Raw genomic sequence first — 15891 nt, forward strand, 5'->3', positions numbered from 1 at the left:
ACCGCCGGCGCGAAGGTCGACGCTCCCGCCAGTCCGCCCGTCGACGCCACGGCCGAGGAGCCCGCCAGCCTCTGGTGATGCACCGCCACGACCTTCTCCATGATCATCAGCCGGAGGCACCCATGCAGATCAACCACCTCACCCGCGCGTATCGTTATGACGGCATCGACCTCCCGGTCCCGCCGCATCTCGCAAACGACCCGACTGCGCTCCGCGCCTATCATGCCACGCTCTACCCGGCGATCCTCAACGCCGAGACGGTCGATGCCGGCGTGTCGGGCGCGGCTCACGTCATCGAATACAGGCGCGCCGTCGGGACCAAGGGCTGACCATGTACCGAAGGCCTGGCGAGGCCATCCCGCCCACCATCCGCAAGACGCTCCTCGAATGGATCGAGACCGACGATGGCGACACGACCAGCTTCACCTATCCTGCCTGCACCCCGCAGGCCCAGGCCCTTCACGCGCGGATCGTCCACGACCCGCACGACGGCAAGGGCGACGCCTGCGAGCCGCTCCAGCCCCCTGCAGGTCTTCCCCTTCCGCCCTTGGGCTGAGCTTGCAGGACGCACCGTCGCGCTCTCAACCGACATCCCAACCATCTTCGATGCCCCGCTCGCGCCACATCACAAGCTCATCGGTCGATGGGTCGTGTCGCGGGAGAATTCGACGCCATCCTATACGCGTGTGGCGGCCCGCCGGTACATCGAGCGCGCTTTCGACGCCGCGGTGCTTGAAATTCTGGCTCCCGTCGAACTTGTCGATCTACGCGTCGCCGTTCTTCACAGCGAGGAGGATGGACCCTCCGCGATCGCCATCGTCTGCGAGAGCATGGGGCAACTCGACCTTGGCTGGATCGAGACCAGCGATGCCCCCATCGGCTGGCGCGCTGCCGCATATAGGCGCTCGAGCACACCCTCGGCCGAGCGCTTCCCGTCTTCGGCTACCAGGATCTCTTCGACGAGATCGCGATGTATTACTGGGAAGGCGCAACCGACGACGAAGCCGCCCGGCAGTGCCTGATCGCATATCACGGCGCGGACGAGGACGATCTCGACGGGATGACGCTGCCATCCGAGATGAACGCGCGGCGGCCAGACTGGATGATCGCGGCGAATGCGGCGCCCTCTGCGCGGCTGCCAGCGGCTCTCCGCCGAAAGCTCGCCGACCTCCGCAAAGCGCACCAGGCTCTCGGATCCCTGACGCCCGAACGCAACGCCTGGCACTTCGACTTCCAGGTCGCCTCCGAATATCTTCCGGGCATCGAGGAATGCGCCTCATTGCCGCCGTTGACCCTCGTTCCCTTCGACCAGTTCACGCGGGAGCTCGATGATGTCGGGCGGCAGGGCATGGAAATGGGCTTCATGGACATCGCCGGCATCTGCCCGCTGCCCGACGCGAGCCGTATCGACGACTGGTTCGCCTCAATGCGTCTCGGCGCGCAATTCCTTCTCGCAGCCCAGGACCTCGTCCAGTTCGACCCACCCATATCTCGAGGCTCTCATGTCCGAACATAGCACCCAATTCGAAGCCAGCGGTGGCGGCCTGGTCCTGGCTAACGCCATCCTGCTCTACAGGAACCAGGCGCCACGCAATCTCAAGCCCTACGGCGCTTCGTGCGAGAGCGGTCCGGCGTTCGCCAGCTTTCACGCGGTCGAGCACGACGGCGACGGCCGGCCGACGATCGCCGCGGGCGTGCCGCTGTCACGCGCGCACCTGCGCCAATGGACCGAGGCGCTCGGCCGCACCGTCGTGCCCGAAATCCTGCCGGACAATATCCTTGTTGCCCATCCCGACATGCTGGCCTGGTGGAGCCCGGCACAAGTGCGCCACGCTTATTTCGCCCTGTCGGCTCCTCCCGCCGGCCTCAGGGCGCTCTCCGGTCGAACGACCCTGCCGGTTCCGTATCCGGCGCACCTGTTCATCGCCACGCGCTCGGGCCTCGGCGTCTACGCCCTGGCGGCAAGCGAGCGTCCGAACGCCGCGACGCCGGTGCTGCACTCCCCGGTCCTCAATGTTTTCGTCAACGGGCGCTCTGCTGGGGCAACATCCCGAGGCCGAAAGCGCTCAGCACCGCGTCCATCCCGGCCTATGAGAGCGCGGTGTTCGACTCCTGGTCGACGCACCCCAATCCGGGGCAGGAGTTGACAGTCAGCGGAAAGGGCGGCCTCGTCCGTCTATGGGATGACCTAGCAGCGCGCCGGGCGACCCGCTTTCCGGTCAGCCGTCTCAAGCCCTTCGGTTCGCGTGGTGGACAGCAGAATCGGCCACAGGCGAAAGCGGCAGTCGCGGCCAAGATAACCGTGGCAAGTCTCATTTCCATGAGCGCGCGGGTATGACGAAGCTCGCCGATGATCCGACCGCAGCCGCGGTGCTCGCCGCCGTACCCTGCCATCCGGTCCCGCCGCTTGGCAAATCGTCCGCCCTCGAAGCGCTTCGCAGCGCCCGGTCCGGCCACGGCCTTGCCGTAGGAGCCGACGGCGTGATGCTCATCCTCCGCCGCCCCTGGCTCGCGCTCGACGTGCCTATCACGCCGCCGATCGCCGCCTATCTTCCCTATGGTAGCATCGGCGCGCCGAGGGCCGACCTGCGCTGCGGCCTGATCCCGCGTGAGCATCTCGAGTATATTCTCGACCACTTCCGCGCATCGCTGCCTAACGAGGCGGCGGCGTTCGTGCTCTGGAACGAAGCGACCGGGGATTTCACGGTGAACCTACCCGTCATCGAAGAGGCGACACCCTCCCGCCTCGTTTACCGCACGCCGGCCCTGCCGCCCGACTGGCATATGATCTGCGACATCCATAGCCATGGTCGTGGGCCCGCATTCTTCAGCGCGACCGATAATGCCGACGACTCACATACAACCAAGATATCGCTCGTTTTCGGCCGGCTCGACCAGCCGGACGGCCCAGTGATGGCATCCCGCCTCTGCGCCGGCGGCATGTTCCTGCCCCTGCCGCGCAGCCCATTTGCAGGAGAGTCCCATGCGAACTGAGACCAGGCAGCGCCACTATCTGCCCGCCACCTTCGACAATCGCTCAATCCGCATCCTGCTGGTCGGTTGCGGCGGAAATGGCGGGCAAATGCTGATGGGTCTCGCCTCACTCGATACGGCGCTGCGCGCGATCTCCTCGCGTTCGCTCGACGTCACTGTGGTCGACGACGATATCGTCACCGAGGCGAATCTTGGCCGCCAGCCATTCTACCGGTGCGACATCGGCAACTCAAAGGCGCGCACACTCGCCGAACGGATCAACCTCGCGCACGGACTTGACTGGAGGGCGGTTCATGGCCGCGCGCCTGGTGCAATAGGGCTCGAAGGCATCGATCTCCTGATCAGTTGCGTCGATACCGCCTCCGCACGGCGAGCGCTTGGCACAGCGATCGCGAATGGCAAGGCGACGCCTGCTTACTGGATGGATCTCGGAAACCGCGCCAGCGACGGCCAATTTCTAATCGGCTGTCCGTCGCGCGCCGACGAACGATCCGGACGACTTTCCACCGTGCTCGAGGCCTTTCCGGAACTTGCCGACGAGAGCGTGGCCGACGACGATGCACCGTCCTGCTCGGTTGCTGAGGCGCTCGAACGCCAGTCCCTGTTCGTCAACCGGGTCCTCGCCAGCCACGCGCTGGCGCTGTTATTCGATCTTCTCGGACGCGGTTCCATCGGCCACGCCGGAGCCTTCCTCAATCTGGCTAGCGGTCAAGCCGTCCCAATCCCGCTGCCCTCGGTCGAACCTCCAAACCCTCGCGCCGATCAATGATGGCTCAAGAGAGGGAAGGGGGGGCGCAGACGGTGATCATACAGGAGATCGCACGATGCTCACCACCCGCACGCAGCGGTGGCGCGACCGCCGCTGCCGCTGGATCCCGAACGCCAGCGAAATCGATCCCGCGCGCCTTTCCGTCGACGTGATCGACACGCGCTTGCACGCGGCACCTTTCGTCAAAGCGCACCATTATGCCGCATCCATGCCGGTCGCTCGCCTCTCGATTGGCCTTTTCGCCAATGGCAAGGGTGGCCGATCGGAGCTTGTCGGGGTCTGCGTCTTCTCGCACCCGGTCAACAATGCCAGCGTCCCCAAGACGGCAGGACTCTCCGATCCGCGCACCGCCTGCGACCTCGGCCGGCTCGTGATCGACCAAGCCCAAGGCGGCAACGCTGAATCTTTCCTCGTATCCTGCGCTTTCCGCATCCTGCGCCGCGAGAAACCGGAGATTCTTTCCGTCATCTCCTACGCCGACCCCGTTCGAAGGGTTGACGAGGGCGGGCACGTGTTCCTGCCGGGACATGTGGGTGGACTCTATGCGGTCATGGGAAGCCGATACGTCGGGCGCTCAAGCCCGCGCACCGATCTCATCCTGCCGAACGGCCGCCCAATCTCCTCGCGCGCGGTCTCCAAGATCCGCAACGCGGAATGCGGACAACGCTACGCCATGGACGATCTTGTTCGCGCCGGCGCCCGACCACCAGGATTTGGCGAAGATCGCGCCGCTTGGCTCACCGATCTTGAACGGACCGGCTTCCTTCGCCGACAGCGCCATCCCGGCTGCCACGCCTATCTCTTCCCACTGACCCGCGCCGCCAAGCTCGCGGCGCGCAAGGTGCCCGATTTGGCATATCCTGTCCTCGATCGGCGCGCGCTCGAAGGCGACGTGACGCTTCCACCGCTTTTTGCCGAGGCTGCCTGACCTCAGCCGAGCACCGCCCATGGCCGAAATCGGCGATTGCTCGCCCGATACGATGAGGAACTGTCATGACCGACACGTCGAAACGCGATCTCGCGCGGTTGCTGGCGCGCGCGCGTCGCGCCATCGAAGACCCCGCCAGCCTTGTCGAGCACGACCGCGCTGCCTTGCTGGGGGCACTGGCCAGCGCCGAATCCCACGTCGCAGGATCGCCAATGCCGTGGTCGCTGGAGATTCACATCGCCTCGGTCGAACATCGGCATGGCCTGAATCACTATGTCGCGCTGACGCGAGCGGGGCTTATGGGCGCAGTCGCAGCCTATTGCCGCGAGGGCTGGACCGAAATCAGTGACCCTCGCGATCCCGCCACGCTCGACGACGAAGCCGTCGCCGGCGTCTATTTCGACAACCGTGAAAACGAGTATCTCTCGACCGATCGGATCGAACTTGGCGCATCGCCTCCTGCTGCCAGGTACATGCTCGAAACCGGCTGGTATTGCGTTCTCGCCACCGCTCATCTTTCGACATCGACCGCCGATTTGCTCGACCATTGGTGTTCAAAAATGGCGACCGATCGTCCGCTCAATGTCGCCAGCAGCATCTATGGTTGGTTCGTGCCGACCCGGCAGATCGACCCCGCGACGCAAGGCCAACTCCCGGGCGACCTGCTTGCCGCCATTTGCTTTGGCCGGGACCGCGGCTTCGACCACGTCCTGTTTGATTGCGACGCTGGCACCACCGACGAACTCCCAGTCCACAACTGGTAGGAACATCCGCTTATAGCGCCGAGAAGGGGGGCCGTGTTGCGCTAAGCGTGGCAATAGATCACCATGCTTTTGGAAGGATCACGCTTCCACGCGCGCGCTGAGCAACTGGAGCCGGTCAGCAGCGATTTCAGCGACGTTGGCCTGAATCACATGCCCCCGGTTACGCAGTATCTCGCCGAGATCCCGAACGATGACGATCAGATCGCGGGTGGGAATACCCCCATCCAGATGGCGCAGGAGCAGCGTTTCTTCTTCATCCAGTTCACGCATCGCAATCTCGGTCCATAGCCACGCTCGGTGGATACATTAGATCGGCGCCTCGCGCTCGATCCAGTCGATGGCGAGGCGACGGATCCCACCATACCATCCGGCCGGCCGCGCCTGAACCCCCCCGGTCCGGGATTTATGCCGGGAAGAGACTAAGCTGACGAGCTTCACTAAATCACGCGATTCCAGGTAGGTCCGGGTAGAGTTGGCCGTATAGTTGAGTTCTCTGTTCGCGGCCCGCCTAAAGCATACGTCGGTGTGCGCGTAAACGTCTGCTCCAGACAGGAACGGCCGTTCGCTGGTCAGAAAGCGTTCGGTCAGCAGCGCGCCCAGAATGCACCTTTTCCGTCGGGTATAGGGACTCCTATAGCTGTCGCTCACTACCGAATAATTGCGTTGGGTGCCGCGCTGCCGCCCGCACTCCGGACAGCCGTCCGCCAGCCTCCGGCAAACCGGCTGATTTTGTCTATGGCCAACTGTCTGATCAGGAATCGTGCGCGAGGTGCTCGCCAGTGGAGGCTGCTCAGCAGACGCCCACCATCATCGCGAGCTCATCGTGTGAGATCACGCCTTGATCAACCCCTTCCTGACCATACTCGTCGCCGCCGCGACGATCGCCTCACGGGGGTCGCGTGGTATCCAACCGAGCACCCGCCGCGCTTTGTCGTTCGAGGTCTTCTTCGCATAGCCGAGGTCGGGCACGAACGGACGCATCCCGGCATTGAAACGCGCCGCGATGCGCACGACGAAGTCGGGGATCGAGCGGGTCGGCACGCGCTTCGCCGCGTCGCCGAGCGTCGCCTTGATGACCGAGCCAATCTCCTTCAGCGCGAGCGCGCGGCCGTTTGAGATCAGTAACCGCTCGCCCGCGGCGGCCGGATTGGTCATCGCCATGATGTGCGCGCTGGCCACGTCGCGGACGTCGACGATCGGGATGAACAGGTTCGGGACGGCCGGCATCGCGCCGTCGAGCATGCGCTGGATTATGTGGTTGGCGCCGGAGACGTCCTTGCCCATCACTGGCCCGATGACTGCGACCGGCAGCATCGTGGTCAGCTCCAGCGCGCCACCCTCGGCGCCGATGAAGTCCCATGCCGCGCGTTCGGCGAGGGTTTTGCTCTTGCCGTACGCATCGACGCCCGGGCCATCGAGAACGGTCCAGTCAGCTTCGGTGAACACATGATCGCTATGCGGGTGTCCCCAGCTCACTGCGTGGAATGCCGAGGTGAGAACGACGCGCTTCACCCCCGCGTCGCGTGCCGCTCGCAGCACGCGCAGCGTGCCTTCGCGAGCGGGGACGATCACATCGTCTTCGTTGGCGACGTGCCCGGGTTGTACCGGAGACGCAACGTGCAGAACGACGTCGGCATCGGCAACGGCTTCTGCCCAGCCTTCGTCGCTCGTGAGATCCGCCGTGACGAAGCTCAGCCTGTCGCCATCGACCATGCCCGCATCCTCAAGAACGCCGCGCACCACTGTTTCCGTCGCGAGCGATCGGACGGTGGCGCGGACGAGGTGGCCTTGCTCAAGGAGCTGGAGGATACAGTGCCCGGCGATGAAGCCGGAGCCACCGGTGACCAGCACCCGCTTCTGGCTCATGACGGGGTTCCTTCGTGAAAGCGGTGATCGCTGGCTTCTCGCTCACGCCAGCGCATCGGAGTCGTCCGCTCCCAGCCGCGGAAGGCGCGGGCGAACGAATTGGGCTCCACGAAGCCAAGCAGCATGGCGATCGCCACCGTATCGAGCTCGGTGGCGGCGAGGAGCGGCTCGCCATGGTCCGCCTCACCCCCGCGAGTTGCTGCTGGAAGCTCGTCTTGCTCTCGTCGAGGCGGCGCTGAAGCGTGCGGCTGCTGACCTTGAGACGCCGCGCCACCGCCGCGACACTGGGCCGCCCCCCCTCGCTCAGTTGCCGTGCGATCGCAACGCGTACCTCGCCCACGAGCCGGGAGAAGCCCTCTCCGTCGCGGACGCGCTGTTCCAGGCCATCCAGCACATGCGCAAAGGCACCACCGTCCGCAGTGAGGAACGGTATATCGAGCGCGGCTCGATCGAACACCATCGCGTCATGCGCTGCCCCGAAGATGATCGGGCATTCGAAGTGGCGCCGCAGGAGCGCCCCATCGGCAGGGCGGCGCGCCAGTTCGAGCCGAATCGGTGCAACCTTCCCGGCGGTGCCCCGCCGGGCGAGTTCGTGCAGCGAGGCCATGGTCATATCGACGAGCAGGCGCGGCACCGCTCCCGTCGCCTGGAGCCAGCGATAGCTGACGACTGCCTCGTCACCTGCGATCTCGACCTCGACGAGTTCGGGGCAGGTCAGGCGCTTGTATCGGGAGAGCGCCCTGAGCGCGTTGCGAAAATCAGGAGCGTGCAATGCGACGATCGAGGCGATGCCATAGCCGCGTGCGATCCCTTCGGCACCAAAGCGAATGCCCGCGGACGGGTCGTCGAGCTCCTCCTCGGCTGCAGCCAGATACGGAAAAAAGTCGCTCGTGATCCACGCGAAGGACGGCACCACGCCGGCACGTATGCACAATCGCTCGATCGGGATGCCGAGCTTCGTAAGGACGCCTCGTGACAACGAGAAGGTGTCGGTGCTCTGCATGGCAGGAACCTAGGCCGACCGGACACCGCCTACAAATCCGATCGCGCCAAATCGTCCACTTCGCACCTTGTTCATTCCGGAAAGCAGCGCTGGCGAACGCGCGAACGTCGGCTCCTGCTAAAAGCCGACGTGTAACGAGCGCGTTGGGAACGATGTACCTCGCGCAAGTCGCCGCCCACTCCGCATTTATCGCTCACACAAGACTGCCGCGGGCGAGAGCCCACCGGGCACGAACTGAATCGGAAAGAGGAGTGGGGAGGTCAGTGCGCTCCCCGGATTAGGAGCGTCCCTTGGAGCCTCCACCATGAAGATCGCCCTGCGTAACATCACCTACAGCGCCGCGCTCTCGCAAGAAACGAGCGCTTTCACCGCCGATGTCTGGATCAATGACGAGCTTGCCTTCCACGCTCGCAATCAGGGCCATGGCGGATGCGATTTCTATCATCAGGTCGGACAATGGACCGAAGCCCAGGTCAACGCATGGCTCAAGGCCAACCGCCCGGCGCGCGTGATCCACGGCCTTACCCTCGAGCCGGACCTCGAAGCCGAGGTCGGGGATCTCCTCTCCCGTGAACTCGAATATCGCCGGCTGAAGCGTCTGTTGCGCACGAACCTCGTGACGGTCGAGCGCGACCAGGTCTTTCAATATCCGCTGCGCAAGCGGCCGCTCGCCATCGTTACTCGCGCGGTCATCGCAACCAATCCCGACGCGGTCGTCATCAATGGCGCGGACGACGCTGTCCTCCGTCAGGCCGTCGACATCCTGATCGCCGTCGCCTGACCGAACCACTTCGGACCGCGAAATGAGCATCGCCATAACCGCCGCCTGTCACACGAACGGCGCCGAACGCGACGTCGCTACCGACGCGACAATCTTCGACGCGGTCCGCCGCAATGCATGGTTCGTTTTCAACCTCTCCGGGGGCAAGGACTCCACGGCGACAAGTCATGCTGCGATGGCCTGGCTTGACCACCACGGCCATCCCCGCACGCGGCGTATCGCCGTCCATGCCGACCTGGGAAAGGCAGAATGGCGATCGACGCCGTCCTTCGTCGAAGGGGTTGCGCAGCAGCTGGGTCTTCCGCTCCTCATCCTGCGCCGGCGCGCGGGCGATATGGTCGACCGCTGGGAACAACGCTTCACGTCAGGCAAGAACCGGTACGAAGCGCTTTCGACTTACAATCTCATCGGACCATGGTCCTCGGCGTCGCTCAGATTTTGCACCAGTGAACTGAAAATACAGGTCATCGGTCCCGACCTTGCTCGGCGGTACAAAGGCGAGACGATCGTCTCCGTCATTGGTTTGCGGCGGGAGGAGAGCCCGAGCCGCCGCTTCACCCCCGTGTCACGCGCCGACGACCGGTTCGCCAAAGCAGGCAATGCCGCCGGCACGCGAATGCTCAGCTGGCACCCCGGGGTCGACTGGTCATCAGACGACATCTTCGCCTACCACGCACGTCACGATCTCGCTTTGCACGAGGCCTATTGCCGCTATCGCTCGACACGATTGTCCTGCGCCTTTTGCGTGCTCGGGTCCGCCCATGATCTTCAGGCGGCGACGCGGGCGACCGACAATCTCGATCTCTATCGCCATCTCGTTTCGATGGAGGCCGACTCGACCTTCTCGTTCCAGCCGCAACGCTGGCTGGCGGATGTCGCCCCACACTTGCTTCCTCTGTCGCTCGCGGCGGATGTCGCGCACGCCAAACGGGACGCGATCGAACGGCGGCGGATCGAGCGTGCGATGCCGGCCGACCTTCGGTTCGTCAGAGGCTGGCCGCCGCGGCTGCCGACGCTGCAAGAGGCAGGCATGATCGCGACCGCGCGCGCGCCGATATTGGCACGGCACGGCCTTGATGATCGCTATCCCGATGCGTGGTCGGTTCAGCGACGCTTCGCAGAACTCCTCCCGAACAAAAGGATCCGAGCCGCCTGACCTGTAACTGCCCGGCCTCGTCGAGGAGGGAGGGGGGACGAGAGGGGGCGCGCAACGGTGCGCTTTGCCGTCGGAGCTTCCCCATGCCGTATGATGTCGCCTTCCGCTTCAGCCAGGCCCTCGATCCCTCGGCGCTGTCGACGCTCCCGGCTTGCCTCCACGCCTTGACCGCCGCGATCGAGGATTGCCGCAATGCCGGCAGGCCGCGCGACAACGATCCCGCCGTTCTCCTCCTCGCGCGCCATCTCGGCGCCGTCGCCCAGGGGATCGGACCCGCCGACATGCAGCTGCGCCGCGCCTGCATGGATGCCATCGCCGAACTGAGGCGTCATCCTGCCCTTATCGCCCTGGCGTACAAGGGCGTCGCCTACGATGCTCCGGCCAAGACGCTGTTCCACTCCGATGGGCGCAAGGCACTCAAACGTCTTGCCGACGCCCTCGGACTTGCGCCGGACAGCTATGACGTTCGCTCCCATCATGGCGGCGTTGCCGTCAGCGGTGACGTGGTCCTGCACGGCGCCGAGGTCCAGGTTCGCCTGAGTCTCGGCTGCATGGGCCCCGGCCAGGAGGTCATGTACCACCGCGTCGCGGGACGCCGCGATCATGTTGGCGAGCGCAATCACTGGGCGTCGGTCCACGAGCTTGTCCAGCCCGAGCGCCTCGCCACGCGCATCCGCCGTGACCTGCGTCTCTCCGCACCTTCCGTCGAACCTGATCGCCTCTTCGCCTGAAGAGCATGGGCGCGCGGTCCCTGCATATCGGAATAACTTCAATCTGGAGGATATCATGACCAAGAAAAGCATGCACTGTGGCCAATGCGGCAGCGAAGACGTCATGCGCGATGCTTGGGCGACCTGGGACGTCACTTCCCAGACATGGGTTTTGGGCCAGGTCTTCGACTATGCCTTCTGCGCCGACTGCGAAGCGGACGCGACGATCGTTGAGCGCTCTCTCGATCACTTGCCCGAGGCGGCATCCTGCGCGTGAACGGCTGCCTCGTACGTCCCCTGCCCGGACCGTTCTTAGGTCCGATCGCCGGCCGAAACTCGCGCCGGCCGCTACAACCCTGCGCTCGACATCAAGCAGGGCCGATCCTGTTTCGGCGGGCCACCGCTCGCGCCTGGGAGGAGGGAGGGAACGACAGGCGAGGCGGCGGAATCGGTCCGTTGTCCATCTGGAGCGCGCCCATGTCCCTCCCAACCACCATCCAAACCGCCGTCGGCCAATCCCTGGTCCAGAAGGTATCGAGACTATTCAACGGAAGCCTGTCCGACATTCTCACGGAGCTACTTCAGAACTCACGCCGCGCCGCCGCGACCTATGTCGATATCCGCTCCCATGATCTTGCCGGCCATCCGACACTTGTCGTTCGCGACGACGGTTCGGGGATCGACGATCCCGTCAAGCTCGTGACCCTCGGCGACTCAGGCTGGAATGCCGAGATCGCGACCGCGAGGACCCGGCGGGCATGGGCGTGTTCAGCCTTGCGGGACACCGCGTCGAGATCCGTTCCTATTCCCGTTCGGCCGCGCAGGGCTGGCGCGTCGTCATCACCCCGGATGCCTGGGAGACCGGCGCGCCGCTTGCCGTCGAGCCGTTCGACATCGGCGCCGGAACCGAAATCCTCATCGATTTCCCGGAGAGCTGGGAAACTGCGCTCGACGGCGCTGCCGCCCATTGCGCACTGCATTATCCGCTTCCCGTGTTCTTGCACGGCAACGTCCAGCCTCGCGCCGACTTCCTTGGCGGAGCGATCCATGTCGAACAATGGGAGGGATGTCGCATCGGTGTGTTCCGCGGTCTCGGCAATCGGCCGCTGGATTGCCCGCGCATCAATTTCCACGGCCTCACCGTCGGGTGCGACTTCCCGATTGTCTCCGAGGCCGATCATCACGAGCCCTGGAGCGTCAAAGTCGATATCGTCGATTCGCCCGCACTTCAGCTCGTTCTCCCGGCCCACAAGGAAATGGTGCAGAACGAGGCTCTTGAGGCGCTCAAAATAGCGGCGGAACGCACCATTTTCCGCGCTTTCGCTGCCCGCGAAAGCCACAGGCTATCCTTTGCATCGTGGCGCCGCGCGAATGACCTCGGCGTCCAGATGCCGGAGGCCGCAGCCTGGCTCGAAGCCTGGGCACCCCAGACCGCAGATGGGCACGGCCTGCCGTCTGGCGAACCTGTCGTCAACGAACCGATGGTCCTCTTGGATAACTACGAGCCGGATATTGACCAGGGCGCCGCGCAGGCGTTCTCCAACGGTTCGCCGCTCGGCCGACGGCCCGTTCGCGCCAGGGACGCCTTCGCCGGTTATAGCTGGTATGACGCGCTCCCGCGCGTTGCTGAGATAGCGTTCGCCATCGATACGGGCGACAGAATCCTGCGCTATGCGGACGAAGACGTTCTTCCCCCCGAATTTGTCTCCGGACGCGTCGATTCGATCACGCTCGACGTCACGATCGAACTCCCCGATGCGTCCGACGCGAGCCAGAACCATCTCTTGCCGGTCGAAGCATTGGTCTGTCGGAACGGCGGCTATGGCAGCCTCGACGAAGCGGTGGTCCTGGTCAGCCGGACCGCCGCGATCACGCCCGGAACGCTGGCCTGGCTGATCGACGCTTCATCCTTCAGCTATGACGAGGATCACGACAGCGATAGCTGGGACACGCAGCATCGCGCATTCGAACAGGCCGCGCGGCACATCGCCAACGAGATCCTCCTTGGCGAAGAAGAGGCGCTGCTCGAACGAATCCGTGATGCGATCGCCGACGAAATCGTCTGGCTGATCCCCGCCGGCCGATCGATCAGCCTGATCGCAGGGGCTGGCGCCGTGGCTCTATCCTTCCTTCCCGAAGCCGCCTCCAACTGACGGCCCGGACCCAGGCACGTCACCGGGTTTGCCAGTTTCAATCCGATTCGCGGAGATGGCCATGCGCCGCTTGCACATCTGCATCTGCTCAACTGCCCATCTTCCGGCTGACGAACGTGCCGAAATCGACGCGCTGATCGCGAGGTCGCCGCGACGTCGCGGGCGCGTAATCGTCGATCATCCCGATCTGTCGATCGAACCGCATCAATATGGCTTCTCTGTTCACCTCGGCTTTCTTGATACCCCTTTCGAACGTCCTGACACGCTGTCGCCGGACCTCTGGGGCTTACTCGCCTCTGCCCATGATTCCGGTGCCAGCTGGATCTCCTTTGATTGCGACGAGCCACCTTCCAGCAAATTCCCAACTTTCGAAGACGATGCCTTGCGAGCCGTCCCCCCGATCACCCTTTCGCAGGACAGGATGTGACCATGCATCAGCACCCAGCCGACCGCCATGCAGCGTATGACGACACCACCGTCCAGCTCGAACTCGCGACGCTCGACATCGCGTTGAACGACGAGGAGCGGTCGATGGCAGCCATTCTGGAGTTTGACCCCGACGCGGACCCGGGTCCAGCGCGCGTCGACGCTCAAACCGACCCGCCGCCCATGCACGCCATATCAGGCGCTGCCTTTTCTAGGCGCACCTGGGAAAAGCTCGCGCGGCGCTATTTCGCGCCTTCACCAACCCTGGACGGGCCACAACCGCTCCAGCGCTTTCTCGCATGGCGCGCCCGCTGCCCGGACGCCTGACCGTTCTCGATATTCGCCACAGGAGCCGACCATGTCCGCGCTGTCCCCCTTGCGCCACCGACTGACCACGTTCGAACGGTGCTACGCTGTCGCAACCCAATTGCGCCGCGAAACCCATGTCGATCAATTCGTCATTCGCACGGGCACGCCGCTGCAGCCGTTTCGGGTAACAGCCCGTCGCCCCGCCGACGACGATCTGATATTGGCTTGGGTGGCGTGATGAACGCCGCGCGCGGCTTTACACCGAACCAGCCCGTCGTCGCAGCTTGGGGCATGGGCGTCGATTCCACCGCCCTCATTATTGAATGGGTCGCTCGAAGCCTCCCCCTGTCCGTCGTCTTGACGGCCGATACCGGCGTCGAGCGCTCTGTGGAGAATCGATAAGCGCATATGACGTTGACGGTTGCGGGCGGCGTCCGGCGACCGTCGAGAACCATTAATCTCATTCGCAGAATCGGTTCTCGATTCGCCGGCGGCTTCCGAGAATCGATAAATGATTCCACCCCCAGATTACTCGATGCTGTAGCCGAGCGCGCGATATCCGGCCTGGCGCTTGGCGGCCATGCGCGAGAGCATCGGGACCGCATCGTCGATATAGTCATAGACGAGCACGTCAGTTTTCCCCGCGTGCCGGCGATGCAGGCGCCCTACATACTGGGCGAGCGTCCCTTTCCAGGAGATCGGCATGGTCAGGAACAGCGTGTCGAGACGGTCGTCATCGAACCCTTCGCCGATGTAGCGGCCCGTTGCGAGAATAAGCCGCTCCTCGCTGTCAGGCACACGCAGTGCGGCGTCCGCTACCTTGCGTTCCGCCGCGCTCATTCCACCCCGCAACACCACGAGGTTCCGCACGAACCGGGATAACCGGCCCTGCAGATATTCGAGATGGTCCTTGCGCTCTGTCAGGATTACCGGCGACCGCTTCGCCTCCAAGGCACGCAGCACGTCATCGAAGATAAGATCGTTTCGGGCCACGTCCTGCGCCAGCGCGGCATAAACCGCCGGCATCGGCGGTCTGTCCATGATCGCGAGCGGCTGCGGCAGCCGGAATGCCGTGCGTCGTTGCCGTGTGCGATGGGCGATCCCGCGGCGGGCAGCCTGGGTTCGCGCATCCACCCGATAGCGGATCGGGCCGCACTGCATGAAGATGATCGGCTGATGCCCATCCTTGCGCGCAACCGTTGCGGACAGGCCGAGCACGAACCTGGCCTTGGCGCGCCGAGCCACAAGCTCGAAGCTCGCCGCGGACAGGTGATGGCACTCATCGACGATGAGGTGACCATAATCGCCAACCAGATCCGAGACCTCGCCGTGCCTTACGAGGCTCTGTATCAGCGCCACGTCGATCACGCCTGTAGGCTTCCGCTTGCCGCCGCCGATCGTCCCGATCAGCTTCGGATCGATATTGAGGAACGTTCGCAGCCGTTCGACCCATTGGCTGAGCAGTTCCTTGCGATGGACGAGCACGAGTGTATTGACCTGCCGCTTTGCGATGAGGTGTGCGGCTACCACCGTCTTGCCGAACGCCGTTGTCGCGGCCAGCACCCCATCATCATGCGGATCGAGCGCGTCGACCGCCTTTTGCTGGGGTTCTTCGAGATCACCCTGGAACGACAGACCGTCCGGGAGCGGAGTCCCTGCCATTCGCTGGTCGTCGATCCTGACAGTGCTTCCATGAGCAGCGATAAGCGCGACCAGTTCGTCGAGGCATCCTCGCGGCAGCCCGATATGTTTCTGGTGAAGCTCCGCGCAGGAGATGATCCTCGGCTTGCCGAACGTCGGCAGGCGCATCGCCTGCGCCCGATAGAACTCGGGATTCTGGAACGCCGCGAGCCTGACGATCTGCGCGGTTAGCGCCGCCGGCAACCCAGTCCGGTCGATGTAGACCTGATCGCCCAGCACGATATCGAGTGTCCCAGACAGCGGTTCGGCCACAGGCAACAAGGGCGGCCGCCGGGACGGTGTCATCCGCCAGGGCTCGGCGGCATGCTCGTCCTCCACCGGCATCCGCACA

At 64.5% G+C, this 15891-nt stretch carries 20 protein-coding genes and 2 pseudogenes; 18 read left to right on the plus strand and 4 right to left on the minus strand.

Translation table 11 applies throughout. The annotated features are described in order from the left end of the window. The first annotated feature begins 122 nt into the window (after window positions 1–122). The 8 genes and pseudogenes from NW75_RS11040 (at window position 123) to NW75_RS24455 (ending at window position 5455) form a co-directional block, all read left to right on the plus strand. Window positions 123–329 (plus strand): PRTRC system protein C, encoded by a 207-nt coding sequence (locus tag NW75_RS11040; protein ID WP_025546410.1) that lies wholly within the window; start codon window positions 123–125, stop codon window positions 327–329. Window positions 330–331: 2 nt separating this feature from the next. Next, entirely contained in the window at window positions 332–556 is a 225-nt protein-coding gene (locus NW75_RS23760) for a hypothetical protein (RefSeq protein WP_081988734.1), read from the plus strand. Window positions 557–970: 414 nt separating this feature from the next. After that, window positions 971–1516, plus strand: a complete 546-nt coding sequence (locus NW75_RS26400) for a hypothetical protein (protein WP_231565139.1) — start codon at window positions 971–973, stop codon at window positions 1514–1516. Window positions 1517–1796: 280 nt separating this feature from the next. Beyond that, window positions 1797–2338, plus strand: a pseudogene (locus tag NW75_RS26405) (hypothetical protein). Continuing rightward, window positions 2335–2994, plus strand: coding sequence for a PRTRC system protein A (locus tag NW75_RS11055; protein ID WP_033965269.1), 660 nt, complete (start codon window positions 2335–2337; stop codon window positions 2992–2994). Before NW75_RS26405 ends, NW75_RS11055 begins: the two are co-directional and overlap by 4 nt. Then, the gene (locus NW75_RS11060) at window positions 2984–3763 is read left to right on the plus strand and encodes a PRTRC system ThiF family protein (RefSeq protein ID WP_033965271.1); all 780 of its coding nucleotides are present in this window, start codon (window positions 2984–2986) and stop codon (window positions 3761–3763) included. Before NW75_RS11055 ends, NW75_RS11060 begins: the two co-directional genes overlap by 11 nt. Window positions 3764–3818: 55 nt before the next feature. Beyond that, complete coding sequence (locus NW75_RS11065; protein ID WP_033965273.1) at window positions 3819–4691, plus strand: Mom family adenine methylcarbamoylation protein; 873 nt, start codon at window positions 3819–3821, stop codon at window positions 4689–4691. Between the two features lie 65 nt (window positions 4692–4756). Further along, complete coding sequence (locus NW75_RS24455; protein WP_156143022.1) at window positions 4757–5455, plus strand: DUF5983 family protein; 699 nt, start codon at window positions 4757–4759, stop codon at window positions 5453–5455. A gap of 78 nt (window positions 5456–5533) precedes the next feature. Here NW75_RS24455 and NW75_RS11075 read toward each other — a convergent pair whose 3' ends face one another. Together NW75_RS11075 and NW75_RS11080 are read right to left on the minus strand one after the other, a co-directional pair. Further along, window positions 5534–5725 (minus strand): hypothetical protein, encoded by a 192-nt coding sequence (locus NW75_RS11075; RefSeq protein WP_033965274.1) that lies wholly within the window; start codon window positions 5723–5725, stop codon window positions 5534–5536. A 561-nt stretch (window positions 5726–6286) separates the two neighbouring features. Further along, complete coding sequence (locus tag NW75_RS11080) at window positions 6287–7306, minus strand: SDR family oxidoreductase (protein ID WP_197057791.1); 1020 nt, start codon at window positions 7304–7306, stop codon at window positions 6287–6289. A 29-nt stretch (window positions 7307–7335) separates the two neighbouring features. On the opposite strand from NW75_RS11080, the gene NW75_RS26410 reads away from it, so the two are divergent. Then, window positions 7336–7560, plus strand: coding sequence for a hypothetical protein (locus NW75_RS26410; protein ID WP_231565140.1), 225 nt, complete (start codon window positions 7336–7338; stop codon window positions 7558–7560). A 248-nt stretch (window positions 7561–7808) separates the two neighbouring features. Here NW75_RS26410 and NW75_RS28260 read toward each other — a convergent pair. Beyond that, a pseudogene (locus tag NW75_RS28260) lies at window positions 7809–8324 on the minus strand (AraC family transcriptional regulator ligand-binding domain-containing protein); the annotation flags it as partial. Between the two features lie 304 nt (window positions 8325–8628). Here NW75_RS28260 and NW75_RS11090 point away from each other — a divergent pair. The 9 genes from NW75_RS11090 to NW75_RS24460 all read left to right on the plus strand — a co-directional run bounded on the left by NW75_RS11090 (window position 8629) and on the right by NW75_RS24460 (window position 14261). Then, the gene (locus tag NW75_RS11090) at window positions 8629–9105 is read left to right on the plus strand and encodes a hypothetical protein (RefSeq protein ID WP_033965277.1); all 477 of its coding nucleotides are present in this window, start codon (window positions 8629–8631) and stop codon (window positions 9103–9105) included. A gap of 22 nt (window positions 9106–9127) precedes the next feature. Then, a complete protein-coding gene (locus NW75_RS11095; protein ID WP_033965279.1) occupies window positions 9128–10261 on the plus strand; it encodes a phosphoadenosine phosphosulfate reductase domain-containing protein in 1134 nt (377 codons plus the stop codon). A gap of 83 nt (window positions 10262–10344) precedes the next feature. Next, a complete protein-coding gene (locus NW75_RS11100; protein WP_033965280.1) occupies window positions 10345–10992 on the plus strand; it encodes a hypothetical protein in 648 nt (215 codons plus the stop codon). Between the two features lie 55 nt (window positions 10993–11047). Next, the gene (locus tag NW75_RS11105) at window positions 11048–11248 is read left to right on the plus strand and encodes a hypothetical protein (protein WP_033965281.1); all 201 of its coding nucleotides are present in this window, start codon (window positions 11048–11050) and stop codon (window positions 11246–11248) included. A 481-nt stretch (window positions 11249–11729) separates the two neighbouring features. Beyond that, window positions 11730–13124 carry an ATP-binding protein gene (locus NW75_RS11110; RefSeq protein ID WP_231565142.1) on the plus strand — a complete coding sequence of 465 codons (1395 nt, stop codon included), beginning with the start codon at window positions 11730–11732 and terminating at the stop codon, window positions 13122–13124. Window positions 13125–13179: 55 nt separating this feature from the next. Next, window positions 13180–13551, plus strand: a complete 372-nt coding sequence (locus NW75_RS11115; RefSeq protein WP_052192368.1) for a DUF5983 family protein — start codon at window positions 13180–13182, stop codon at window positions 13549–13551. Window positions 13552–13553: 2 nt separating this feature from the next. Beyond that, window positions 13554–13877, plus strand: coding sequence for a hypothetical protein (locus tag NW75_RS11120; protein ID WP_033965282.1), 324 nt, complete (start codon window positions 13554–13556; stop codon window positions 13875–13877). 31 nt (window positions 13878–13908) lie between these two features. Next, complete coding sequence (locus NW75_RS11125) at window positions 13909–14097, plus strand: hypothetical protein (RefSeq protein ID WP_033965283.1); 189 nt, start codon at window positions 13909–13911, stop codon at window positions 14095–14097. Further along, window positions 14097–14261, plus strand: a complete 165-nt coding sequence (locus NW75_RS24460; RefSeq protein WP_156143024.1) for a hypothetical protein — start codon at window positions 14097–14099, stop codon at window positions 14259–14261. Before NW75_RS11125 ends, NW75_RS24460 begins: the two co-directional genes overlap by 1 nt. Before the next feature lie 126 nt (window positions 14262–14387). Here the strand turns inward: NW75_RS24460 and NW75_RS11130 are convergent, their stop codons facing one another. Next, a complete protein-coding gene (locus tag NW75_RS11130) occupies window positions 14388–15812 on the minus strand; it encodes a DEAD/DEAH box helicase (protein WP_231565143.1) in 1425 nt (474 codons plus the stop codon). Between the last annotated feature and the right edge of the window lie 79 nt (window positions 15813–15891).

Origin of the sequence: Sphingomonas sp. Ant H11 (assembly GCF_000797515.1) — a bacterium.
Classification (GTDB): Bacteria; Pseudomonadota; Alphaproteobacteria; order Sphingomonadales; family Sphingomonadaceae; genus Sphingomonas.

What these genes read in the sequence shown, in the direction of transcription:
- NW75_RS11065 (WP_033965273.1), top strand. Translation starts at nt 3,819, where the DNA reads ATGCTCACCACCCGCACGCAGCGGTGGCGCGACCGCCGCTGCCGCTGG.
- NW75_RS11075 (WP_033965274.1), bottom strand. Translation starts at nt 5,725, where the DNA reads ATGCGTGAACTGGATGAAGAAGAAACGCTGCTCCTGCGCCATCTGGAT.
- NW75_RS24460 (WP_156143024.1), top strand. Translation starts at nt 14,097, where the DNA reads ATGAACGCCGCGCGCGGCTTTACACCGAACCAGCCCGTCGTCGCAGCT.
- NW75_RS11040 (WP_025546410.1), top strand. Translation starts at nt 123, where the DNA reads ATGCAGATCAACCACCTCACCCGCGCGTATCGTTATGACGGCATCGAC.
- NW75_RS11110 (WP_231565142.1), top strand. Translation starts at nt 11,730, where the DNA reads ATGGGCGTGTTCAGCCTTGCGGGACACCGCGTCGAGATCCGTTCCTAT.
- NW75_RS11100 (WP_033965280.1), top strand. Translation starts at nt 10,345, where the DNA reads ATGCCGTATGATGTCGCCTTCCGCTTCAGCCAGGCCCTCGATCCCTCG.
- NW75_RS11090 (WP_033965277.1), top strand. Translation starts at nt 8,629, where the DNA reads ATGAAGATCGCCCTGCGTAACATCACCTACAGCGCCGCGCTCTCGCAA.
- NW75_RS26400 (WP_231565139.1), top strand. Translation starts at nt 971, where the DNA reads ATGTATTACTGGGAAGGCGCAACCGACGACGAAGCCGCCCGGCAGTGC.
- NW75_RS11120 (WP_033965282.1), top strand. Translation starts at nt 13,554, where the DNA reads ATGCATCAGCACCCAGCCGACCGCCATGCAGCGTATGACGACACCACC.
- NW75_RS23760 (WP_081988734.1), top strand. Translation starts at nt 332, where the DNA reads ATGTACCGAAGGCCTGGCGAGGCCATCCCGCCCACCATCCGCAAGACG.
- NW75_RS11115 (WP_052192368.1), top strand. Translation starts at nt 13,180, where the DNA reads ATGGCCATGCGCCGCTTGCACATCTGCATCTGCTCAACTGCCCATCTT.
- NW75_RS11055 (WP_033965269.1), top strand. Translation starts at nt 2,335, where the DNA reads ATGACGAAGCTCGCCGATGATCCGACCGCAGCCGCGGTGCTCGCCGCC.
- NW75_RS11095 (WP_033965279.1), top strand. Translation starts at nt 9,128, where the DNA reads ATGAGCATCGCCATAACCGCCGCCTGTCACACGAACGGCGCCGAACGC.
- NW75_RS11125 (WP_033965283.1), top strand. Translation starts at nt 13,909, where the DNA reads ATGTCCGCGCTGTCCCCCTTGCGCCACCGACTGACCACGTTCGAACGG.
- NW75_RS11060 (WP_033965271.1), top strand. Translation starts at nt 2,984, where the DNA reads ATGCGAACTGAGACCAGGCAGCGCCACTATCTGCCCGCCACCTTCGAC.
- NW75_RS24455 (WP_156143022.1), top strand. Translation starts at nt 4,757, where the DNA reads ATGACCGACACGTCGAAACGCGATCTCGCGCGGTTGCTGGCGCGCGCG.
- NW75_RS11105 (WP_033965281.1), top strand. Translation starts at nt 11,048, where the DNA reads ATGACCAAGAAAAGCATGCACTGTGGCCAATGCGGCAGCGAAGACGTC.